The organism is Rossellomorea sp. H136 (assembly GCF_056838065.1).
This window is the reverse complement of sequence record NZ_CM166371.1, coordinates 183,580-207,456: the sequence shown is the minus strand read 5'-3', so window position 1 is coordinate 207,456 and position 23,877 is coordinate 183,580. Positions and strand designations below refer to the sequence as shown.

At 40.7% G+C, this 23,877-nt stretch carries 21 protein-coding genes and 2 riboswitches; of the genes, 10 read left to right on the top strand and 11 right to left on the bottom strand.

The window, feature by feature from the left end; genetic code table 11:
- Positions 1 to 32: 32 nt before the first annotated feature.
- The 4 genes from ACYH0O_RS01145 to ACYH0O_RS01130 all read left to right on the top strand — a co-directional run bounded on the left by ACYH0O_RS01145 (position 33) and on the right by ACYH0O_RS01130 (position 3,647).
- Positions 33 to 200, top strand: coding sequence for a hypothetical protein (locus tag ACYH0O_RS01145; protein WP_188048662.1), 168 nt, complete (start codon positions 33 to 35; stop codon positions 198 to 200).
- A gap of 254 nt (positions 201 to 454) precedes the next feature.
- Positions 455 to 1,657 carry a DUF819 family protein gene (locus ACYH0O_RS01140; RefSeq protein ID WP_482630810.1) on the top strand — a complete coding sequence of 401 codons (1,203 nt, stop codon included), beginning with the start codon at positions 455 to 457 and terminating at the stop codon, positions 1,655 to 1,657.
- A gap of 196 nt (positions 1,658 to 1,853) precedes the next feature.
- Entirely contained in the window at positions 1,854 to 3,302 is a 1,449-nt protein-coding gene (gene cls, locus ACYH0O_RS01135; protein ID WP_482630809.1) for a cardiolipin synthase, read from the top strand.
- 87 nt (positions 3,303 to 3,389) lie between these two features.
- Positions 3,390 to 3,647: a YpbS family protein gene (locus ACYH0O_RS01130; protein WP_149157952.1), complete on the top strand. Its 258-nt coding sequence runs from the start codon at positions 3,390 to 3,392 to the stop codon at positions 3,645 to 3,647.
- A 105-nt stretch (positions 3,648 to 3,752) separates the two neighbouring features.
- On the opposite strand, the gene ACYH0O_RS01125 is transcribed toward ACYH0O_RS01130, so the two are convergent.
- Positions 3,753 to 4,025: a DUF2187 family protein gene (locus ACYH0O_RS01125; protein WP_149157951.1), complete on the bottom strand. Its 273-nt coding sequence runs from the start codon at positions 4,023 to 4,025 to the stop codon at positions 3,753 to 3,755.
- A 284-nt stretch (positions 4,026 to 4,309) separates the two neighbouring features.
- Positions 4,310 to 5,482 carry an MFS transporter gene (locus tag ACYH0O_RS01120; protein ID WP_482630808.1) on the bottom strand — a complete coding sequence of 391 codons (1,173 nt, stop codon included), beginning with the start codon at positions 5,480 to 5,482 and terminating at the stop codon, positions 4,310 to 4,312.
- Between the two features lie 227 nt (positions 5,483 to 5,709).
- Positions 5,710 to 5,813, top strand: a riboswitch (SAM riboswitch).
- 86 nt (positions 5,814 to 5,899) lie between these two features.
- On the opposite strand from ACYH0O_RS01120, the gene ACYH0O_RS01115 reads away from it, so the two are divergent.
- Positions 5,900 to 7,216, top strand: coding sequence for a Na+/H+ antiporter NhaC family protein (locus ACYH0O_RS01115; RefSeq protein WP_482630807.1), 1,317 nt, complete (start codon positions 5,900 to 5,902; stop codon positions 7,214 to 7,216).
- 84 nt (positions 7,217 to 7,300) lie between these two features.
- Here the strand turns inward: ACYH0O_RS01115 and ACYH0O_RS01110 are convergent, their stop codons facing one another.
- The 7 genes from ACYH0O_RS01110 to ACYH0O_RS01080 all read right to left on the bottom strand — a co-directional run bounded on the left by ACYH0O_RS01110 (position 7,301) and on the right by ACYH0O_RS01080 (position 14,380).
- On the bottom strand, positions 7,301 to 8,056 hold the full coding sequence (locus tag ACYH0O_RS01110; RefSeq protein ID WP_482630806.1) for a (S)-benzoin forming benzil reductase: 756 nt from the start codon (positions 8,054 to 8,056) through the stop codon (positions 7,301 to 7,303).
- Between the two features lie 104 nt (positions 8,057 to 8,160).
- Positions 8,161 to 8,952, bottom strand: a complete 792-nt coding sequence (locus tag ACYH0O_RS01105; RefSeq protein ID WP_482630805.1) for a divergent polysaccharide deacetylase family protein — start codon at positions 8,950 to 8,952, stop codon at positions 8,161 to 8,163.
- A 112-nt stretch (positions 8,953 to 9,064) separates the two neighbouring features.
- Positions 9,065 to 9,538 (bottom strand): helix-hairpin-helix domain-containing protein, encoded by a 474-nt coding sequence (locus ACYH0O_RS01100; protein ID WP_482630804.1) that lies wholly within the window; start codon positions 9,536 to 9,538, stop codon positions 9,065 to 9,067.
- A gap of 14 nt (positions 9,539 to 9,552) precedes the next feature.
- Entirely contained in the window at positions 9,553 to 11,532 is a 1,980-nt protein-coding gene (locus tag ACYH0O_RS01095) for an ABC transporter permease subunit (protein WP_482630803.1), read from the bottom strand.
- A gap of 139 nt (positions 11,533 to 11,671) precedes the next feature.
- Complete coding sequence (locus ACYH0O_RS01090; protein WP_482630802.1) at positions 11,672 to 12,382, bottom strand: EAL domain-containing protein; 711 nt, start codon at positions 12,380 to 12,382, stop codon at positions 11,672 to 11,674.
- 57 nt (positions 12,383 to 12,439) lie between these two features.
- Positions 12,440 to 12,520: riboswitch (cyclic di-GMP riboswitch) on the bottom strand.
- 99 nt (positions 12,521 to 12,619) lie between these two features.
- On the bottom strand, positions 12,620 to 13,204 hold the full coding sequence (locus ACYH0O_RS01085; protein ID WP_482630801.1) for a DNA-3-methyladenine glycosylase: 585 nt from the start codon (positions 13,202 to 13,204) through the stop codon (positions 12,620 to 12,622).
- A gap of 123 nt (positions 13,205 to 13,327) precedes the next feature.
- Positions 13,328 to 14,380, bottom strand: coding sequence for a DmpA family aminopeptidase (locus ACYH0O_RS01080; RefSeq protein WP_482630800.1), 1,053 nt, complete (start codon positions 14,378 to 14,380; stop codon positions 13,328 to 13,330).
- Between the two features lie 175 nt (positions 14,381 to 14,555).
- On the opposite strand from ACYH0O_RS01080, the gene ACYH0O_RS01075 reads away from it, so the two are divergent.
- Positions 14,556 to 15,317, top strand: coding sequence for a CAP domain-containing protein (locus ACYH0O_RS01075; protein ID WP_482630799.1), 762 nt, complete (start codon positions 14,556 to 14,558; stop codon positions 15,315 to 15,317).
- Between the two features lie 165 nt (positions 15,318 to 15,482).
- Positions 15,483 to 16,346 carry a LiaG family protein gene (gene liaG, locus ACYH0O_RS01070; protein WP_482630798.1) on the top strand — a complete coding sequence of 288 codons (864 nt, stop codon included), beginning with the start codon at positions 15,483 to 15,485 and terminating at the stop codon, positions 16,344 to 16,346.
- Between the two features lie 37 nt (positions 16,347 to 16,383).
- Here the strand turns inward: liaG and ACYH0O_RS01065 are convergent, their stop codons facing one another.
- Positions 16,384 to 17,115, bottom strand: coding sequence for a YqcI/YcgG family protein (locus tag ACYH0O_RS01065; RefSeq protein WP_482630797.1), 732 nt, complete (start codon positions 17,113 to 17,115; stop codon positions 16,384 to 16,386).
- Between the two features lie 163 nt (positions 17,116 to 17,278).
- Complete coding sequence (locus ACYH0O_RS01060; RefSeq protein WP_482630796.1) at positions 17,279 to 19,477, bottom strand: FUSC family protein; 2,199 nt, start codon at positions 19,475 to 19,477, stop codon at positions 17,279 to 17,281.
- A gap of 570 nt (positions 19,478 to 20,047) precedes the next feature.
- On the opposite strand from ACYH0O_RS01060, the gene ACYH0O_RS01055 reads away from it, so the two are divergent.
- From ACYH0O_RS01055 to ACYH0O_RS01045, 3 genes are read left to right on the top strand one after another with little or no spacing between them, the layout of a single operon-like run.
- The gene (locus ACYH0O_RS01055) at positions 20,048 to 21,139 is read left to right on the top strand and encodes a GerAB/ArcD/ProY family transporter (protein WP_482630795.1); all 1,092 of its coding nucleotides are present in this window, start codon (positions 20,048 to 20,050) and stop codon (positions 21,137 to 21,139) included.
- Positions 21,120 to 22,595, top strand: a complete 1,476-nt coding sequence (locus tag ACYH0O_RS01050) for a spore germination protein (RefSeq protein WP_482630794.1) — start codon at positions 21,120 to 21,122, stop codon at positions 22,593 to 22,595. Before ACYH0O_RS01055 ends, ACYH0O_RS01050 begins: the two co-directional genes overlap by 20 nt.
- Complete coding sequence (locus ACYH0O_RS01045; RefSeq protein ID WP_482630793.1) at positions 22,592 to 23,704, top strand: Ger(x)C family spore germination protein; 1,113 nt, start codon at positions 22,592 to 22,594, stop codon at positions 23,702 to 23,704. Before ACYH0O_RS01050 ends, ACYH0O_RS01045 begins: the two co-directional genes overlap by 4 nt.
- Positions 23,705 to 23,877 lie beyond the last annotated feature (173 nt).

Below are 23,877 nucleotides of genomic sequence, written 5' to 3'. Positions count from 1 at the left end.
AACAAATGATGTTTATGGAGGAGGATGTTTTTATGAGTCGTGCTGCACGATCATATCGCAAGGAAGTACGTCATTTTAAAAGTGAAAACCGTAGAAGAGTCTTCGCCGACAGCATTCTTGATTTTTTATTTATGTTATTTGGTATTACAATGATTACGGGTATTTTATTATTCGCTTTAGGATTCTGGAATTATTATTAATCCTTATCCGATCCATCTATATTAAACATCCTCATCACAAGCATTCTTTACTTAATATGAAGAATCAACATGTTGCCATGGACTCCTATGGCTTTTTTTATGGAGAAAACGGCTCTGTAACTTCTCCCTGTTTCTTGTATGACCCTTCTATTATTCAGTATTGGTCAAAGATTAGCACTTATTAAAATTCAAAATAGTAATCGTTTTCAATGTTATAGTAAACCTTGTTATTGATTTTTTAAGGAGGTTTTACTATGTGGTGGCGTTTTGACACTATCTTAATTCAAGAACCTATGGCAATCTTTTCTTACTTAGCTGCCTTAGTAGGTCTTGTGTTCATTCTTGGAGAGTCGAAGAATCCTTTCTTACAGAAGTTCTTTCACTATGCTCCCCCATTAATCTGGACTTATTTCCTTCCAATGTTATCTACAACGTTTGGAATCATCCCGGATCAGTCGGCTTTATATGACTTTACATCAGCTTACATATTACCAGTGGGATTATTATTGCTGCTTCTTTCTGCGAATGTTCCCGCAACATTAAAGCTTGGTCCGAAAGCGATTACGATGTTCCTTGCCGGGACTCTTGGTGTCGTGATTGGAGGACCCATCGCTTTAGCCATATTCCAACCGTTTCTTCCTGAAGACGCATGGACTGGCGTTGCGGCACTTGCCGGAAGCTGGATTGGCGGAAGTGCCAATATGGCAGCCATGATTGAAGCAACAGGTACACCGAAAGAAATCCTTTCGCCTATTATTGTCGTCGATACCGTTGTCGGATATAGCTGGATGGGGATCATGATTGCCCTGGCAGGATTCCAACATAAATTCGATAAATGGAACAAAGCGGATAACTCGATCATTCGTAAGGTAAATGAGGATATGGGAGAAATTCAACGTAAAAATGCCAAGCCTATCGAGGTTCCTTACCTGGCTGCCATCATTGGCTTAGGATTCGGTGTAGCTTACGTTGTACGAAAGTTCTCAGAAACGTTACCGGTCTCAAATGTTCTTTCTGCTGGAACGTGGACAATTATGATCATTTCTGCAGTCGGGATCATCTTCTCCTTTACTAAGATTCGCACCCTTGAGAACTACGGTGCAAGTAAAATCGGATACGCAGGAATCTATCTCCTGCTTGCAACGATCGGAGCAAAAGCCGATCTTGCTTATGTATGGGATTCCCCCCAATACGTAGCAATGGGGATTGTATGGTTAGCCATTCATGTGATCATCATTTTCTTAGTGGCACGCTTACTACGAGCTCCCCTGTTCTTCGTAGCTGTAGGATCTCAAGGAAACATCGGCGGAACAAGCTCGGCTCCTGTTGTAGCCTCTGTATTCCAACCTTCTCTTGCCCCTGTAGGTTTATTGATGGGGATATTAGGTAACGTGGTTGGGACTTATGCCGCCGTTGCCTGTGCCTGGATTGCCGAATGGGTAAGCAGGGCATTATAATTTATGTAAAACGGATCACTGACCATAAGTCAGTGATCCGTTTTTTTGTGAACCCTAAATTCCGGTCCGTGTATCATTAATAAAAAATAATTGTTCGGATAGCTTTCAGCCTGCTCTGTTTTTCTTTGTCATTTTTTTCTATTCCATTCTCAGGTATACTACTTATAGAAAGCTAATTAAAGGAGCATTACATACTATGAGTATCCTATCTACTCTTTTAGGGGTTTTATTTGTTCTTAACTTAGTCCTCGCTGGTGTCATCATTTTCCTTGAACGAAAAGATGCCAGTGCGACCTGGGCATGGCTTATGGTTCTGTTTTTCATTCCCCTTCTCGGATTTATTCTTTATTTAATCTTCGGTCAGAACTTAAGCAGAAAGCGGTTATTCGACTGGGAAGATAAGAAGAAAGTCGGCATTGAAGATTTGATTCAAAGGCAGATCCACTCCCTGAAAGAACACCGATTCCCTTTTAAAAATGAAACGTCCTCCCGCTATCAGGACCTTATTTATATGCACCTCATGAATAATGAAGCTCTTTTGACCCAGGATAACGAAGTACAATTGTTCACCCATGGGGAGGACAAATTCGAGTCCTTATTGACAGACATGGACGCAGCACAGGATCATATTCATATTCAATATTATATCTTTAAGAGAGATCACTTAGGCAAGCGGATTCTGGAGAAGCTTACTGAGAAAGCAAAACAAGGCGTAAAGGTCAGGGTTCTGTATGATGAAATGGGCTCTCGGCGGACAAGAAGAAGCTTCTTTAAAGAACTTCTTGCAGCCGGAGGGGAAGTGGACGTGTTTTTCCCTTCGAAAATTCCCTTTATCAACCTCCGCCTAAACTACCGTAACCACCGAAAGCTCGTGATTATTGACGGGAAAGTCGGTTATGTAGGCGGATTTAATATTGGAGATGAATACCTGGGCTTGAATCCTAAGTTCGGTTATTGGCGTGATACTCACTTGAGGATCGTAGGGAGCTCAACACTTGCGATGCAAACCCGGTTTACTCTGGATTGGAATCAAGCCAGCCGCTCGAAAAAGATTGCTTACGATTCACGATATTTCCCACAGCCTTCCTTTACTGGTCATGCCGGAGTACAGATTGTGACATGTGGCCCCGACTCTGAATGGGAGCAAATTAAAAACGGTTATATTAAAATGATTTCAACTGCCAAACGATCCATCTATATTCAAACTCCTTATTTCATACCCGACGTCAGTCTGCTGGATTCGTTGAGAATTGCTGCTCTTACAGGAGTCGATGTCCGGATTATGATTCCGAACAAACCGGACCATTTATTTGTGTATTGGGCGACCTATTCATACATTGGTGAGTTACTGAAGGCAGGCGTGAAAATTTATATTTATGATAACGGCTTTATTCATGCCAAAACCATTGTAGTGGATGAAACCATTTCTTCTGTCGGAACGGCAAATATTGATGTACGAAGCTTTCGCCTTAACTTTGAGGTAAATGCCTTTTTATATGATCAAACCATCTCTGAAAGTCTGAGCGCTGTATTCAGGAAAGATATGAAGCAGAGTAGGGAATTATCCATGGAAGAGTATAATGAAAGACCTATGAAGATCAAAGTGAAAGAATCAATTTCAAGGCTACTGTCCCCTATCTTGTAGAAATGATATTCTAAGACATTGCCATGAGTGCCTGGAAGAAGGCATAATAGATGATATAATGCGTAATTGATAGAGAGGGATGAAATCATGAGTGTACATAAAGATATTACAAAGCATTCAAGTAAGCAAAATCAACTGGTACAACAATTTATGATATTGGATGAGCGTAGAGAAAGAGCAATCGATGAAGCCGTTCAGCTTTGTTTGAATGATCAGCTGTTTACAACGGATGCCATTAATCATGTTACAAATGAAATCAATATCCTTGCCCGTCAAGGTGTCGTTCCACAGAGAAAGCTTGTCACAATTGAAATGGTGAAGGAATATGCAGCTAAATTAAATTAATCAGATTGTAGCTGAGAGCGTCAGACTCCACATAAAAAGACCTTGATACGACTAATCCATATTAATGGTAGGCGTTTCAGGGTCTTTTACTTTTTATGTTGGAACTTAAGCTTTTAATGCGCTATTCCACCCATCATATACAAATACAGGTTGTGTGCCATTTTCTGTGCGTTCTATGACGACATAGTTTTTATGTGACACAACGGTTTGATCGTCAGGTAAATCCAGCTTCTTCGCAACATCCCTGTCCATTTTGACAATGACTGTATTTTCTCTAAGGGTAGTAACCACTCCATTGATTACGTGTTTCTTTCTTTGGAACTGAACGGTATCTCCAAGGTTTGCATTATCTTTTGAGTACACAAATGTATTTTCCATTTTAATATCCCCTTTTTAAATAATGTAATTTTCTAGTTTATATAATTGAAAGAATTTTCTAATAATATAATTCTAACTGGTATTTATATAATAATCAATGAATACTTATCCTTCTTCTACCACAATTCATGTTTGCCAAAACCTTTTAAAAAAACTTTTTTATTTGCTTCTTCTTTCTCCATCATTATATCCATTGTCTACCATTAAAGGCAAATCCCTCCTTTCTGCATTTATTTACAAAAAACGCCTGTAGAGAATTTGTTCTCTACAGGCGCCTTGATGTATTAATAAGCGAGTGCATTCTTCTTTTCTTCCTTCATGAGAACGAAGCAAAGGAAAATACCTAATAGGGATAGGACTGCGAAAAATAAGTACACTGTGTAAATGGAGTACGTTTCATAGATAAAGCCGCCAACAAAGGTACTGAACCAATTCCCCAGACCGTTTCCGATTGCTGAATATACCGTAACGGCCGTTGCTGTAATGTGGGAAGGCGTGATTTCTTTAATGTATCGCAATCCGGCTGGAATGAACAAGCCAATGGCAAGTCCTTGCATGACAGCCGATGAATAGACAAGCCATAAACTTGGTTCTGTAAAGTAAAAGAGCCAGCGGAGCATGGATGTAGCACCTGCCAAGGCAGCGACTGTCAAGAGTCCGAACTTATCAATCCATCCACCGGCGATTCTCATAAAGGGAACCTCCGATAACACTGCAATCAGGAACGCAAGACCAATCCCCGCATATGTGCCGCCTGAATCTTCAACAAATAATCCGAAATACACATTGTTTGCTAAATTCGGCCCGAACACTAAGAATGTGACCGCTAAAAAGATAAGGAACTTTTTCATCGTGAATAATTCCTTCATCCCTGCCTTTAAATCAAGCTTTGCAGCCGCTCTCTCTTTCGGAAACCGGAAAGAAAGGAATCCGGATAGGACTAAACAGATAAAGAAAGAGTAAAAAATGATGGTTGGCCCGATAAATCCCTCTGAAAGTCTTCCCATCATAAAGACTGCTATACCAAAGCCCAATGATCCGAACAGACGGATATTTCCATAGTTATACCGGACCTTACTTGTATACTTCAAGCTGATACTATCGGAAACGGGAATGATCGCACTTTGGAAAATGGCAACTAGAATGGCCACGATAAGCAGGCCATAGTAAAATTCCATAAACAAGTAACCGAGTGCAAAGATTCCCGCTACTAAAGAGGTTAAACCAAGAACCACGGTGGGACGATTGGTCGTGTCACTGACCATTCCCCAAATAGGCTGGAAGAAAATCATCATGATGGGACCTACAGACATGATCGTTCCAATCTGATAACCATTTAACCCCACGCTTTCGCTCAAATACACACTGAGTAAGGGATATAAACTCCCAACACCGAAGAACGTTAATAAATAAAATCCTTGTAATGTGAAAATTTGATTTCGTACAGTTCTTTCCACTACCGTATCCCCCAAGATGTTTTTTGTCTTCCTTATAGTAGACCTTGAACGTTCAATTGTCTATGAGTTTATGCCTTATTATGGATAAAGTCATGCTTTTGTTGCTGATAAGGGAGGAATTTGATCGGTGTCCGTATCAAGCAAACAGAAATATTTCCCGTTTGACTTTTTCGAGTAAACCCTTTAAAGTATGGAAGTACATTTTAAATCAACTAAATACGATATTCTTCTTATCCAGAGAGACGGAGGGACTGGCCCTGCGATGTCTCGGCAGCGGACTCATATTGAGTGCTGTGCCACATCCAGCAAGCGAATGCTTGAAAGATAAGAAGAGTGTTTCTTTCTTTTGAAACCTCTTCTTATTCCGGAAGAGGTTTTTTGTAATTTAGTAAATTGGACGACAAAGGAGAATTAGGAATGAATCAAGAAAGAGGAAATCTATTGGCGTTACTGCCTTTGATCATATTTGTTTCTCTGTTCCTTGGAGCAGGCATCATTTCAGGAGACTTTTATGCCTTTCCTGTATTAGTATCAATTATCATTGCATCCGTTGTAGGTTTGTTGATGAACCGAAAAGAGACTTTAACGGCTAAGGTTGAGCGTTTCGCTAAAGGAGCCGGTCACCCTGATATCATGATCATGGTCTTTATCTTCCTGTTAGCAGGAGCATTTTCCGGAGTGGCTGAAAAGATGGGGGCCGTTGATTCAACCGTAAACTTTGCCCTTTCCGTGCTGCCCGGTAACTTGATCATCGTTGGATTATTTATTATCGCGGCTTTCATTTCGTTATCAATGGGTACATCCATGGGAACGATCGCAGCACTTGCGCCAATTGGTGTAGGGATTAGTTCAGGTACAGATATATCTATGCCCCTTGCCATGGCGACAGTTATTGGAGGAGCGATGTTCGGAGATAACTTATCATTCATTTCAGATACAACCATTGCAGCTGTTCGTACACAGAAAACGGAAATGAAAGATAAATTTAAAGTCAACTTCTTCATTGTATTACCTGCCGCGATCGTGACAATGGTAATTCTCCTTGTTCTTACTATGGGGAATCAAGCAACTGTCGGGGCAGAAAGCTTTAATTGGATTAAAATTCTGCCTTACCTAGGAGTTATCGTCGGTGCTCTTGCCGGATTAAATGTGTTTGTCGTTTTGTTCGGAGGAATTGTTTTAGCTGGAATCCTTGGATTCATAGATGGAAGCTTTACTCCATCCAGTTATTTCGGCAGTGTGGCCGATGGAATGACAGGAATGGCAGAGATTGTGATACTTTCCGTACTGATAGGCGGGGTTGTCGAACTCATCCGTCATAACGGCGGGATTCAGGCTTTACTTTATCACGCAACACGTAAAATCAAGTCTCCTCAGGGAGCACAGCTTGCTACTGCAGGATTAGTGAGTTCTACTAACCTTTGCACAGCAAACAACACGATTTCGATTATAATTGCCGGTCCACTTGCTAAGTCGATTAGTGAAAATTATGGAGTGGACGCCCGTAAATCAGCCAGCATCCTTGATATTTTTTCTTGTTCCATTCAAGGGTTGATCCCTTATGGAGCACAGGCCCTGTTAGTGGCTGAAGTCGCAGGCATTTCACCGATCAGCATCATCCCATATGCCTTCTACCCGATCTTGATTGCTGTTTGCGGTCTGATTGCCATTCGATTTGCACTACCGAAATTCACACGTAAATCAGCACCTGAAGCGGACCCGGTTCGATCTTAAATTTTGAGAGACAAATCCTATGGGGTTTGTCTCTTTTTTGATACAAGAAAAAAGCAAATCCCCTCCCAGGAATCTGCTTTCTTTTTATAACAAATCATTTACATGATACAGCTTACCACTTTCGATTTCGCTTTCTGTTACAAGTTTAACCAGTGCATTTGCGACCGTATCCGTTTCGCGAAGCATTCCTTCCACTTTGTAGCGCTGAAAGGATTCGACATCAGCAAAGGCTTCTTTAGAGGAGGAACGGATCTCCCCTTGCATGTCCGTATCCATGACCCCCGGACTGAAGGCAATCACTTGATGTCGGCTATGCTTTTTAGAAAGCTCTAAGCTTACGGTTTCCGTCAACATGTTCACGCCTGCTTTGGTTGCGCAGTACGTACTCCATCCGTGAACAGGGCGACTTCCTGCTCCTGAGCTGATATTGATCATGATCATCTTTGTGTCAGAATCCCGGGCTGCTCTTAACATTTCATTGGTAGCAATCATCGGTGATAGTAAATTCACATGCACACTCGTTTCAAGGGCTTGGGTTTCTACCTCACCAGACGGGTTGATTGGTGTCACCACTCCGGCATTTTGAACAACATAGACTCTTTCGGGTTGATATCCAAATACTTTTGTCCCCATTTCATGGAAGACCGCTTCTGTTTCTCCTGATTGTGCAAGATCGCATGGAATGAAGTCATACGATACCCCTTTTTCCCCGGCAAGCTTTTGCAGTCTTTCATTATCTGATCTGGAAATATTGATTAAACCTATGCCCTTTTCGATAAATAGCTTGGCGATCGATTCACCCAGCCCTCTTGTTGCTCCCGTCACAATTGCATAATCCATTTGGAATCATCTCCTTCCTACCTTCTGATTATAAGGGAGGGTCTTCTTATATCAAAAAAATAAGCATTGGTTTAACAGAAGATTTACAAATAAAAAGCACACCATCAAGGCATGCTCTCATCAATCAAATGATATTCAGGTATTAAATCTGACAATGGGACAATGGAAGCTTTTTTCTCATAAAGAGGAAGAAACTCTTGAAGCATGGTGGCGACCTTGATTCCTGTGACCCCGACATGACCTATGGCAATGGTGGAAGTGTCACTGTCTAATTCTTTAGACAGAAGCTTGGCTTGCTTTCCGATATGCTGGATGGTATAGACATCATCAAAGAATAATTCGTTTTCAAGATAGGGGACGTCCAATTCTTTTGCAAGCTTTGGAATGACACTCTTCCCCGTTGTTTTACTATCCAAATAAAATAATCCCTTTTCCTTGCATACTGCTAATACGATCCTCATGACCCTCTCATTGGCTGTTGCCCTTGATCCCATATGGTGATTGACTCCTACAGCATAGGGAACCTCTTCGATTGCCTTTTCTACTCTTTTCCGGATTTCGTCATTTGAAAGCGAAGTGGTGATTGCCCCTGGTCCAAGCCAGCTTGCTTTCCCGTACATCGGTTCCATTGGTAGATGGACGATGACCTCATGGCCCAGCCCATGTGCCTTTTCAGCATCTTTCCTTGTTGTTGGCAGAAAGGGCATAACTGCAATCGTCAAGGTGACGGGTAATTTCAGGATTTCTTCTGTTCCCTTCATGTCGTTTCCTAAATCATCAATAACGATTGCGAGTTCATTATGATGAGCTGGAAGGGGCAGGATGTTTCTTGCAGAAGATGAAGCATGAAAAAAGATCGGCAATAGTAAACAGATGAACAGGCTTCTCACTTTCATCACTCCTTTTCCTTTATCATGTCCATTTTGAGGAGTATATACGAAAGAGGTCCGTCCCTGAAGAGAGCGTAAATAAAGGCAGGAAGCTGATTCTCGCTTCCTGCCTTTTGGTTTATGAGGTCCGTCCCTCATCCCAGCCTTTGGTGGGTCGGTCGCTGGGGTAACCGTGGGTTTGGCGGTAGTTTTTTCTTTGGGTGGTGAAGTCCCACCAGTTTTTGGTGGAAGTTGGATTGTTTGCGTGGTGGACGACGCACCTGAGGGAGTCTTCCACGCATGGGTCCATCCAGACGCCGTGCTTCTTTTCTAAGTCTATAATGAGGTCTTCCCCTTTTTCATTCTTTATGTCTTCGTAAGAATGAAAACCAAGATCTTCAACCACATTATGCGCCATATTTGGTCCGATCGACGGAATTCGTTGGAAAATGGACATGCCGACTAAGTACCGGGCTCTAGCCATAGAAATGTTTAGTTTTTCACTTAAAACATCGGGAGACAGTTCGAAGATGTCTCCCAGTCTGATCTTTTCTTTACGAAGTGCCGATCTTTCCTCATCGGTTAGTGGTAATTTAGGACTCTTTCTACTCACTTTCTATCTCCCCTTTATCCCTTCAAGGATTGTTGTCGAACCAAATGGAAGTCTTCCGTCACTGGACGGTAGGTTTTCTTCTTGACCAGCCTATGGTTGGTCTTAATCGGGGTGTTGTTCACCAGGACCCCTACCTTTGTTTGCTGGATTTCCTTCACACCTTGCACAATCAACTGCATGGCAATGATAGCAATCATAAAGGCTGCTAATGGAGCGATGACAATCCAGTACTTTCCTGTCATTAAGGAATCTTTAGTGGAACTGATCAGACCTGACCATTCAAATGTTCCTGATTTCGGAGGGTCGGGAACAAGACCTCCTGTGATGATCGTTCCTCCTAAGAACAGATGAAACAATCCCAGATGGACAAGAATGAGAAGCGTTTGGATAAACTGCTGCCCCCATATAATGAATAATCTTGGTGCCAGATGAGGGAATAGATGCGTCCATAGCAAATGCTTATTGCTTCCCCCTAAGAGCTTGGCCGAAAGAACAAAATCCTGTTTTCCTAATAACTTCAGTTCATTCCCTATTAAAACCGTTGTTAACGGGAGGACAAGAATCGTTAACACGACAGCTTCAAAAACGAGTCTTTCAAAGATGGAGTGATCCCACCCTAAAACGGGCAATCCCCAAAGCACTGGCCTTAATAGAAGATACGCAATGAGACTTAAAGGAAGAAAATGAATGGAATCCACCATACGATCAAGCCAATTTTTCCTGTTTTCTTTTAAGTGAAAATGATAGGCTATTCCAAGATAGAATCCACCTATCACCCTTAAAGAAGCGACAACCAATGCAAATAAGAGGGTATACTTTGCCCCGACGATCAGTTGATCGAGGATGCTATACCCGAAGAAATCCGATCCTAAGATCATCTCTCCAAATGGCTTATGTGGAGGTGCACTGATGATTCGTCCCTCATCGTTCTTCATAAACTGAATTTGTTTAATCGGATCTTCTTTCATCATTGGATACAGGAAGCTGACAGCAATCAAGAGAAAGATGACACTAAACCCGATGGCAAACTTCCCATTATGCATATGCTGCCACCAAAGCCGTCTTATAGTAGAAAGCCAGCTCCATATCTTCCATTCTTTCCACTTCATTTTTTCCTTTTTATATTTGGTGTGGTCGACGCTTCCCTCCCGATTAATCCATAGATATACACCTTGATACACTACAAAAAAAGGCGTGTATATCATAATCAGTGAGATGGCTATGACCATTGGTCTGAAGTCTTGAACGATATAATACGTGATTCCTCTCATATTGAAAATCGTTTCAATGATGAATAAGCTCGACAGCATCCCCCATATGATCAGCTTTCCATGATAAAACAGGCTGGGAGAAATATTTTTCAATATGTGAGCAAAAAGGATCCTCCCTTTCGACATGCCTTTACTTTGGGCAAACTCTATATGTGGCTTTAGCATTTCTTCTTCCGTAATAAAAAGGAGAATACGAAAGAAAGAGATCATGGGAATAATCGATAATGTAATGATTGGTGCAAGGAAGATCTTTTCATCCCCATACTCCGTGAAATTCATCAACTCAAAGCCAAAATATTTAATAACATAGACAATGAGAAGCTGGAGCATAAACGCAAACATTAAGTCAGGCACCGTCTCAAAGAGGTTTAATACTTTCTTTAGAGAAGACGTAACCCACCGGGGCAAAAACACTGTGAAGATGGTAAGGATGAATGCTATTCCCAGACCCAAGCCTAAAGCTCCACCGATAATCTGTAAAGAATACAGATAAGGACCCCAAAGCATGTCCAGAAAATCGACGGTTATCCCTTTATATGAATAGCTCCAATTTTCACCGTCTAAAAAAACAAAAACAAACTTATAAAACTCTTCCAAGAAACCGACAAAGTTGTACAGACCCCTCTCCTTAAATACTTCAGGAGCAATACTCACGGCCAAAATACCAATTAACCCGAGAATATAATAGAACATAAATTTCAGCGGAAATGTGAGAAGCCTCATACCCTGATCCCCTTTTTTCTCTTTTTCCTCAGTTTAATGGAAATGTTAAATATTTTCAATTTTATTTTAATTCGGATAATAATACGTCAGATATCCTCGAAAAAAGGTGACTCCTGTATTTCAGAGTCACCATTCTCATTTAAGCCAATAACCGACTCGGCCTTCCCAGATAAAAGCCTTGCCCTATTGTAATCCCAATGTCCTTTGCCACTTGCATATCCTGTTTGGTTTCAATGCCTTCTAACACAATTAACGTATCCTTACCGTAGAATTGATTGAAAAAGGAAAGGAATCGTTGTTTCTTATCGTCTCGAGCTAGGTTCAAAGCAAAATAGCGATCCATCTTAATGATTTCAGGTTCATATTCAATAGATTTCTTGATGGAGGAAGTGCCTTGCCCGAAGTCATCAATCGCATACCAAACACCATATTGCTTAAGTTCTTTGAGAGACTCTTTTAATATTGGATTCTGCCACAGCTCCTCAGCACTCGACTCATTAATCTCCAGAACGAGACGCCCCAATATGTCAGGATGTTTCTTCATGAGATCATAAAAATAGGTATGAAAGCTTGGGTGAAGAATCGTTGTGATATAAATATTAAGAAATAACTTACAGTTCTTCAGTCCATTCTCTGAAAAACTTTCAAGAGCTTTTGAAATGGATAAGGTATCAAGCTTATACAAGATATTCGCTTTTATCGCAGACTGAAAAACATTTTCGGGATTTTCGTTATACTTGTTTCGTAACAGGCCCTCATATGCATAGAGGGTTTGATGCTTGCCCATTTCATATAAGGGCTGAAAATCATGATAAATATAGTCGTTTTGAAAAATAGTAAAGATGTTCATAGGACCCCTATACTCTCTATAGATTATAAAAAAACCACACAAAAACGTATTCCTACGTTCGTATGTGGTCGGTTGCGCTACTAGCTCCCCTAAATGTAAGCGCCCATCTATCATTTAGGTTCAAAGCTCCCATTCGAATTGTCAGTATATGATTTTTCCTTACAAGAAAAATATACCACAAACATAGTACTTATGGGTTATTTTTTTAATTGATTATTAGAAAATTCCCAAAAATGATCATCTTGATACATAAGGATTGTCCTCTACCCAGAACCTCCACGGATAATCTTTGGCTTCCCCTGTGTTATCGATCCCAATTCGTTTTCCTTCCACAATGTCTTCAGGATGGTATCCCTTTGAAATGATGAGAGGGGGTTCCAGAAAGCTGCCTCCGTAATCCTCCATGGAAATGCCTAACGCTTTTGTCAGTTTTCCCGGGCCATTTGTCCAATTTTTTTTCACATGACCTGATCGTCTTCTTTCCATTAGCTCCAAGCCATCAAGGGGTTCGACCGCTCTAATGAGAATCGCTTCGGGTTTTTCTTTTTCCCCACTCACTACATTGACCAGGCAGTGAGTATGCATAACATATGTATAGATTCTGCCGGCTTCATGAAACATGATTTCCGTCCGCTTCGTCCGTCTATTCCCATAGCTGTGAGCCGCCCGATCCTTTGGCCCTAAATACGCTTCCGTTTCCACAATATAACCTGAAGCTGTTCCCTCCTCCGTCTCTTTCACTAACACACATCCCAACAAAGACTTTGCAAGTTCCAAAGTGGGCTGTTGGAAAAACGAAAGAGGCATAGGGGTATAATTCATGACTGTCACTTCCTTCAACCAAATAATTCACGCATATGTATGGTATACCCCATTTAATGGATGGTTAAATAAATTTCCATTAAAGAAATAATACTAAAGAGGTAACGAATAAAGGTTCAGGTCTTATTTCGTCAGTCCATAAACCAAATCTAAAGGTATCGCTTCCACCTTCCGTCCATTCCTGCCCGTTGTGGTTTCCGCTTTACAGAGAGAGTTCCATATGGCTTCTTCTACGCTATCCACTGCCATTTCAAATAGAGTAGAGATGATCGGTCCGTCTTCTTTAATGAAACCGTAAGGAATTGTATTATCACTGGAAGGCTGATGTGGAATGCGGTGAGCTGTAGAAAACGCAAGTACAACATCACCACTCCCATGGGCTGCATACGAACCCGTTCTTGAAAGCCCGAATGAAGCACGTTTCGCCAGTCGTTTAAGCTGTCTTTCATTTAGAGGTGCGTCCGTCGCAAGGATGATCATGATTGATCCATCCGGTGTATTATGATCCTCCAAAGCGTTTTGGATAGGTAACCTTAAATCTTTCCTCTGACCAAAATTCGTTAACACCAGGGCTCCCACCGTATACTTCTCATCTCCAAAGGCACACTCCCTGGAGCTCGTCCCTATACCACCTTTATACCCTAAACAAAGCATTCCCGTTCCCGCTCCTACACAACCTTCTTCTACAGTTCCGGATTGTGCATGAAGAATTGCTTCCCTGGCATCTTCAGGCTTTACATGAAGACCGCGGATATCATTAAGAAACCCATCATTGCATTCTCCCACAATGACATTTACTGTCCCCGTTGTGTCTCCGATTTCAGGTGTTTCGTCCAGCATATATTGAACCGTCCCTTTTAACACATCCCCAACTGAAAGAGTATTCGTCAAGAGAATCGGACTTTCAAGGACACCCAGCTCCTCGATTTGAATCGTCCCGACTGTTTTTCCAAAGCCATTGATCACATGACAACCCGCGCATAGCTTATCACGAAACAGATTGCCATCATGAGGTAAAATCGCCGTTACACCCGTTCGTACCACGTTACCTTCATGCTCATAGTGAAGGGTTTTATGCCCGACCTTCACTCCCTCAATATCGGTAATGCTGTTATACTTCCCACTTGAAAAAGAACCGATACCGACTCCCATTTCCCGTAATCGCTTTCGTTCCATTGATGGAAAACCTCCTTTTTTCTTATCCATACTATTCGGGTTCAAATCACAAAACCCTCTTTAACAAAGAAGCAAACCCTATTATTAACAGTGTAAAGAACACGTAGAAAGTACATATTAAAGACTGTTAAATGCCTACTTATAAAAGGCAATTAAAAATATTGGAGGATCTGACATGAAAAAACGATTTTTTTCCATAACAGCCTGTGCCGTCATCCCGTTTATGCTGATGACTGCCTGTAACAATAATGATGCAAACGATAACCTGATGGATACACAAAACGTGAATTACGATCCTGTTGCCTATGATAACGATGGCAGAGATCGGATGGATGGAATGCAAGGAAACCAAACTCCCCTTCACCGTTTCATGGCTCCTATAGACCCAAATGGTGACTTACGCGAATTTACCCACTTAGACCCCGGTGAGGAAACTGCGCCAGGTAATGAAGAAGCACGTCAGCCGAATCAGCCTGCACAAGAACCGAATACGGCACAACCAGAACCACCTGCAGAGGGTCAACCCAAACAGGATGCACAGGCATCCGATGCTAGTGGTTTTATGAAGCAGGTCGTTGATTTAACCAACCAGGAACGTAAGAAAAATGGACTTGGTGCCTTGAAGATGGATGGAGAGTTAGCGAATGTGGCGGAGATGAAATCAGAGGACATGAAGGAAAATGACTATTTCTCTCATACGTCTCCAACGTATGGATCCCCTTTTGAAATGATGGAGAACTTCGGGGTGGATTACTCCACGGCAGCTGAAAACATTGCTGTTGGACAAAAAACACCTGAATCTGTCGTTAATGCATGGATGAACAGTCCCGGTCACCGTAAAAACATTTTAAACAAGCAAGTCACTCATATTGGTGTTGGAACGGCGAAGGATCCCAGCCAGGGAATTTATTGGACGCAAATGTTTATCGCAAAATAAAGGTTCGGACCGGTCATCAAAGGCCGGTCTTTTCAATTACATAACCCGCACGAACTCGGCCTCTGGTCTGATTCAAAAATAATCCTATGGCTCATTGTGATAAACCGGCAGCTGCATTAAAATAATACTATAAAATGGAAAAACAAATCAAAGCGAGGGATAGTTATGAAAAATGCTTTTGCCGTGATCATTGCACTGCTTGCACTTGGAACGCTATACGTCATCCTGAATGACAATACATCGTTATTCGCTAAAGAAAGTCAGTCAGGAGAACGTATCGGGGTAACGGACAAAATCGATCACATCGATCTTAAAATGGAAGGCAGCGACACAGAAGTCATCCCTGCGGATCAGAATGAAGTAAAGGTGGACATTGAAGGAAAAGGGGCGCTGACTTTAGCTAAAAAGGGAGACACCATTGAAGTGGCTGTAAAGCATAAATGGTATGAATGGATAGGATTCAACCGCAAATCAAACGTAACCGTGTACATTCCAAAAGAATATGATCGAAGCATGGAAATCGAGATTGGTTCCGGTAACCTGCAATTTGCAGGAGAATCCGATGTTAATCGAATGATGCTAGATGAGTTAACCGTGGAAATGGGTTCTGGAAACATGACCCTTGAAAACCTTGAGACGAATGTATTCGAGCATGATGGTTCTTCCGGAGACTTGGTCGTGAATGCTCTCTCCACAAAAGAAGGTAATGTAGACATCAGCTCCGGGGATGTAGAATTGTCGAACTACGAAGGTCCTCTGGAAGGTGACTTATCATCTGGTGAATTAACTGTCTCGATGGACACTCTAAAGGGAGACCTGAATTTTGATGTAAGCTCTGGAGGTGTCAACCTGGATCTGCCGGAAGATGCTAGCTTTAAGCTGAACGGAAAAGCAAGCAGCGGAGACATTTCCTGCAATCTTCCATTAAAGAATCAGAAGATAGAAGATGGGGATCTTTCAGGTGTGGCAGGGTCTGGTAAATACAACATCGATGTTTCGGTTTCCAGTGGGAATGTGGATATTTATTAAGGAAAAGAGTGTCAGGCTTGGCCTGACACTCTTTCTCTTATTTATGGTGAAAGGGGCATTTGCCCTCGATCGGTTCCACGTCGTCTCCAATGAAGTATTGCTTCCATTCACGGTGTTCAGGATCTCCGTAATGACTGATATTCGGATGCTTCGGTAATCTGTCCCACTTCTCGACCCGCTCCCTTACTTTCTCACGAGACATAATGCCACCCTTTGACGTCCCTTCCAACCCTTTAAAGATTCTTCTCGGCTGAAAGCCTAATACCAAGCTATTCCCAAGGTCTCTCGTCTTTCGCTGCTTATAAGCAGGAGCATTCCCAAACACGAAAAACGGCTCCCCGGCAAACGAAAACGCCCACAAATGATGATCCGGATCCTCCGGATAATCCTCTGGCCAAGACTCCTCATCTTCATTATGAAGAAACTGCAGAATCTTCCAGAAATACTCACGATAATGAGGGACGGACCTCTCCTCATCCTCCGGTTCAACAAACAAAAAGAATCCGTGGCGTATCAATCGCTCACCTGGTGGAACATCGAACAAGTCGATAAACTCTTGAATCGTCTCGGGAAGATGCTCCCAATTATCGTGACTTATATACGAATATCGAAGCTCTCCTTTTTTCTCTCCGGTCATACCGAAGTAACAAGGGAACGTTCGATCTGTAACAACTTCATGAAAATTCTCATATTCTTCGATCACCCATTGAGGAACAAGTTCAGGGTTTTTCATATCTTCTTTTGTTAGCAATAAGCTTTCGGCTGCCATTTCCTCCACCTCACGATATTCAGATGGTATGCTTTTCCCGAAGAATGATGGGTTAAAACAATTTCTGACAAGAAGTTATCTAAAATGACTATCTGCAACATAATTATATTCATAAACCAGGTGGAATTAGCGCAATAAATAAAAGGGTAAAGTGAATTTCACTTTACCCTTTTGTTTGAGTTTCCTTCACCTCAGCACCCAATTCCTCACCAAGTGCTACAATCGATTGATTGATTCTCCACACATAGTAGAGGTGATGAATCAGATCCACCTGTGATTTCTTCCAGCTCGGTGCCAGGGTTTCGATTTTCTCCCTCTCCTGACCTAAGCTCCACAACACACGGCTGCCCTCATTTTCTTTTAATAATTGTCGAAGTGTTTCTATGTTATGAGTAATTTTTTCCTCTGTCTGGTGAAAAACACTTGATAGTTCATCCGAAACCTTTGTAGGTACTTTTCTATTAGACGAAGCCAGCAGATGCTTCGCATAATAGTTTATGGCTGTCACCACTGTGATCCAACGACCGATTCCCGACCTTGTCACGGCACCAGGTCTTTGTAAAAGCGATTGCGCCTCATCCTTAATTCCCTGAAGCAACTGATCCAAATCGAAAGCTTGATCTGTTAATGGTTTGTCTTCAATATTCGTAAAGGTTTTTATATAGGAAGAAACATATCCTCCAAGCTCTTCAAGAAAATCATCAAAGGCATCTGCCACCTTGTCCTTCGTTTTCTTTGGAAATACAAATGCCGAGACAGTGAGGGCAATCACCGCTCCAGCAATTGTATCAATGACCCGTGCCCCCATCAGCTGCATACTGATTCCGCCCAGGAGCAGGTCATACATAAACGCGATGAGCATCGTAATGAACAAGCTCATGAGTGTATACGAAACCGTGAAAAGATAGAAGGCCAGAAACAGAACGACAAACAAGAGGAAAACTTCAAGCTCAGAATTTCCTGAAACGAGCTTTGCAGCCCCGAATCCAAGTATGGCCCCGATCACCGTTCCGACTGAACGCTGAAAGGCCTTCATATAGGTTCTTCCTACTGACTCTGTACCAATTTGAATTATGAAAGTGGTTAACAGTACCCAGTAGGGTTGTGCTGGAGCAATCAACTCCCCTACAATAATCGCTAACGTACCGGCTACAAGCGCTTGAATCGCCTTACGAGTAGAAGGTTTTAAACTCTTGGGCTCTTCTTCAGGCTTATCCTCTTTTTCCTCATCAAGAGACTCGTCCTTATTCTTTACGTTCGTATCCTTGATTTCTGAAACCTTCAGTGATTCTTGGATGGTGATGGCTGCTTCCAGTACATGATTGGCAATGGACTCGATACGCCTTAGAAGGTACACCCAGCCCTTAGGCTTTTCTTCTTGATTCAACACCTCTGACAAAAGAAGACGAAGGGCCTGAATGGCCATTTCCGCTTCTTCAAGGGAACGGGGATCATAATCCTGGGCAAGTACCTCTGCATCACGGAGCGAGCGGAGAACCCAGACCAACAAGCGTCTAAGCTCTGTAACCTCTAAGGCATCCAACTCTTTGAGCCGCTTCAAAGAATCGGTTAACGTCTGAATCAACATCTCTGTATCAAAAACATAGAGACGCAATTGCGAAGGCTCGATACCAGGCCAAAGCTTCTTCAAATCATTCTCATTGATATCACTGGCTACGATTCTTGCATACTCATTCAGCCTTCGAACATTTCGATTGAGAAGCTTCCTCCGTTTACTACTCGTGTCCGGATCCTCGATCATCTTCATTAAAATCGTAAATGTCAAGTTGGATTGAATATGAAATGAACGCATGCTCCTTCTTAACACATGAACCGAACCTTTAAAGATAATGAAGTTATAAAGAAAAGCGTACAAGACACCAATCACTATCCCGATGTAGAACCATGAAAGGTGAGCCACATCAAGCTGCAGAATCGACGAAATATAAATCGACAAGAATCCTGCCATTCCCATGGAAAAATACCGGATGGCAAATCGGGAGAAGTAAAAAGCGCTGAATATCGCTCCTACCAGTAGAATATTTACAACTAAACTATAATGGGCGAAGGCAGAGCCCAATGTGATTCCAACCGCTACCGCCACACCGATCAACGGGGTCGTAACCTTCTTTTTAGCCGTTGTGTCATCCATGACAACGAAGATCCCAAGCATCCCCACCATACCTGACACAATGGCCGGCGTAATCGCTGTGTGATCGAATAGTTTTAATAAAAACAGCATCGTAAACACAGCCGATATTAAACTGATCGTTGCCTTACCAGCCTGCTGAAATCTCTTGCGGCCCGGGTCTGACGCGAGGAACCTTCCGAGCCATATATGCTGTCTATATAACTGTTTCATTTATCATCATACCCTTACTTTCACACCGTTTTTCATTCTCTATTATCGTACCCGTTCCAATAAAAAAGTAACCTGGACTGCGGAAGCAGCAGGTTACTCTATATTCGCTGGTGCACGAAGAGAACATGAATCTATTTGTATGATTATAAGGGTTTTACGTGGTTGGGTAAAGGAAAGTGCTTCGGATTCCACATTTATCTATTATTTATCAATTCTAGGGTCTTTACCTTCATTTTAACAATGAGCAAAATTGTTTTAAAAATCGTCTAGACCTCGTAAGCAGAAATCCATCTTAAACTCTATTGACATTATCCACTCCTCTTTAAGAGTTAGACGGAAACCACTTTATTTAATTTTACTGACCAATAATTGAACAAAGAAAAAGCTGGAGATCAACTGCCCGGTCTTCAGCTATCGCGCCGGATAAATTGAATAAAGAAGAGCTTTGTACTAACCCTGTTTCTTTAGTTAGCTGATTAATAAAAAGTTCTTTAATAATATAAAACCCGTATAATATTGGAATTCCTATTCATAATAAGTAACAACTTAAAACATTTCATAGGAGAACTTATGAGCAGTAGAAGCCTTTATAATATTCATTTTTTTGCTTTAATAATCATGTCAACTGGTTTTATGGTTCATGTTTTGCTGATTCCAACATTATTATCAGTAGCAAAAAGAGACGCATGGATCAGTATCCTTTTCAGTCTCATCCCTTCTATTATTTGGATATTTTTAGTTTTTTTTATTATAAAAAGATTAAAAGGGATGGATATTTTAACGTTTTTGAAGAGGAAAATCCACCCTTATTTTGGATATTTCACAGCTATACTGTTTTCAATTTATTTCATTCTAAATGCATTCGTTACTTTACGGTCAACGATCGGATGGGCGCAAAACAATTATACATTTGATGTCCCATTGACCGTGATATCTTCATGTCTGGTAATAGTCTGTATGTATTGTTCAATGAAGGGTATTCATACTATCAGTATGCTGGCACTTTTAATTTTGCCATTCGTTTCGTTATTTGGGTTTATTGTCGGTATTGGAAATCATGGAAAAAAGCAGTATTCATTATTGTTCCCGGCCTTTCAGGAGGGACTTAGCCCAATTATGACGGGCGGCTTGTATGCTTCCATAGGCTGCTTTGAAACCATTCTAATCTTATTCTTAATTCCTTTTAGCAATAAAAAGATGAATCTAAAAGGGTTATTTTTTATAATGTTAGTTTTAATTATGCTGTTGTTGGGCCCATTAACAGGTGCAATTGCTGAATTCAATGTCAGTGAAGCCAGCCATATGCTGAGCCCAACCTATGAACAATGGAGATTATTATCATTCGGAAGGTATATTACTCGATTAGATTCCCTCTCCATATTCCAGTGGTTATCAGGTGCCTTTATTCGGATAAGCTTAAGTATATTCTTAGCTAATTACATTTTATTTGGATTGAACAAAAAGTGGCCCATATTCGTCATATATTTTCTTTTATTCGCCGCTGCCTATATACCTATAAAACCAGTCCTTTTTGTTCATCTCTTAAAAGATGTGTACTACCCATATAGTCTTGGATTTCTGATAGTCTTTATTTTGCTTTTTTTAGTCATGATTCTATGGAAAAAGCAAGGGGGGAATCAACATGCTAGCGAGAAAATATAAAACCGATCCCTATTGTCAGCTAGATTTGTGGATAAACAACATCTCTGAAATTCAAAAAAAAGAAATGAAATTTGAAACAAACAACAATGAAACTTTAGACATTACCTTTATCTATCATCAGTCCTTAACAGATATAAAATATTTAAATGAAACAGTGATACCACGTATTCGGAAAGAACTGATTTTATATGAAACAGCTGATAGCATTACATTAGATTATAATGCATTTACATTTCCGGCACAGGATTCCGCAAATTTTAAAAAGGAGTTCGAAGAAAGGCTGTTTGCCGGATCGGTCGTTATTTTTATAAAATCGAACGATCAAGCATTCCATTATATAGATGCAGCTAACATACCCAAAAGAAATCCTGAGGAATCAAATACGGAAGTTTCGATTCGAGGACCGCGGGACGGGTTTGTTGAAAGCATCGGTGATAATCTCGCGCTGATCAGGCAGAGATTAAAAACAACCTCATTAAAAAGCATTCAGTTTACCCTGGGTAAACGAAGTCACACTAAAGTCTGTCTCATTTATTTAGAAGATGTTCTAAATAAAAATATTCTTTCCCTCATACAAACAAGATTAAAAAATATTGAGGTCGATATTTTATCATCCAGTAATCAACTTGAAGAACACTTATATGATAAAACATGGTCAATGTTTCCATTGACAGATTATATGGGACGTCCCGATTATGTTGTGGACGCAATGAATCAGGGGAGATTTGCCATTTTAGTTGATGGAAACCCAAGCTGTATTATTGGCCCTACCAGTATAAATGCTTTATTAAATTCACCCGAAGACTCTCATCTTAGTTTTTTTTATGTTAGTGTTGAAAAAATATTTCGTATTGTAGCACTTTTGACCACAATCTTTTTACCAGGTTATTGGGTTGCCCTTAATACTCACCATTTGGATCAGCTCCCATATCCATTGCTGGCAACCGTTTCAACCTCTCGATTGGGGCTTCCCTTATCTACAGGTATTGAAATGGTTATCATGCTTATTTTATTTGAGCTATTTAAAGAAGCTGGTATCCGGCTGCCAAAAGCTGTAGGTCAGACGGTCGCCGTATTAGGAGGATTAATAGTCGGTGATGCTGCCATTCGTGCTGGGCTTACTTCTCCTACCATGTTGGTTGTCACAGCGATTACGGCCATTTCCAGCTACACCCTTGTTAATCAGAGTTTGTCAGGAAATATCCTGATCCTGAGGTATCTCATTTTAATTATTTCTATTATGCTGGGTCTCTACGGCTTTTTCTTGTGTCTTCTGTTTTTAGCGACCTATATGGTTTCATTAAAAAGCTTTGAGCAGCCTTATGTACCCATTTTGGCCAAACCAATCACAAGTGACTTATTGAAAACATATATTAGAATTCCTGATAAATGGAACAAAAAAAGAAATAATGCCTATCAACCTATAGACGAGGACCGTAAAGAGGATGAATCATGAAAAAAACTCGCTTTTTATTACTTTCGATGATGGTTCTTACCCTTCAAGGATGCTGGGGAACTGTTGAACCACATAGTCAGAATTATATTGTTGTATTAGCTTTTGATTTTAAAGACGATGAATATTATGTCTATACTCAATCCTTAAGTTTTGCTAATATCGCTAAACAAGAAGGAGGAGCTCTGCAGGAAGCACCTCCGTCTCTCATAGGAATAGGTAAAGGAAATTCGTTTGAACAAGCGCTTAGAAACCTGGAAGAAACAACTACTTTACCACTCCACTACGGCCAAGTTAAAAATATTATTTTAAGCGATTCAGTTATGAAACAAAAACTGTCTAATTTCAAAGACTTAATATCACGAAGTACATTTTTCCGGTATAATACATGGGTATTTGCAACAAAAGAAGATATAATGTCGATTTTGGAGGGAGAAAGCTTTTTTAATTTACCCCCTGTCTATAGCTTAATCTACTATCCTGAAACGTTAATTGAGGCAAATAGTTATTTTCCAGTTGTTAGATATCATGAATTTTTATCAAGTTATACCGAAAAGGTTAGTTCAATTATCATTCCTTCTGTTTCCATAAATGAATCCGACTGGATTGAAAAGAAACCTAAAAAGATTGTTGTAATTGATGGAGGATTTGTGGTAGAACAGGATAAAGAAACTGTTTTTTTGAATAAGGAGAGTCTTCGCGGCATCCGATGGACGAATAAAGATTTCAAGAAATTTCACGTTCAAACCAATAAGGATGATCATGTCGTTGCATTTGATATCACCAATGCTAAATTCAATATTAAAACGTTATCAGGTCCTCAGCCAACCTTTCAAATTAATCTGGAACTCACCGCAAATATAGTTCAAAATGATGGTCACTTTAAGACTCCACAATTAAAATCCATATTGGAAGAAGAAGTAAAAAAAGAGATCAAGAAGACTTATACGGAAGGATTTAGAGAAAACCATGATATTTTCGGTCTGGCTGAAATCCCCTATCGATTTGATCCTAAAAAATGGTCCATTAATCAATTGAAATCGCTGAAAGACGATTCGCTACAAAACGTAGAGGTTAAAGTACGAATTGATTATGAAGGGGATGTGAAATAGCACATCTCCTTACACTATATCTCCACCTATACTACAAATGTTTTAAAAAATAATCATTCATTAAAAAACTACATCTCTACCCGATTATATAGCTCAACGATTTATGCTATTTTTTATTATATTTTTGGCTAAGTAATTTTCTTGTTTTTAGTTTGAATTAAACTTTTCGTCAA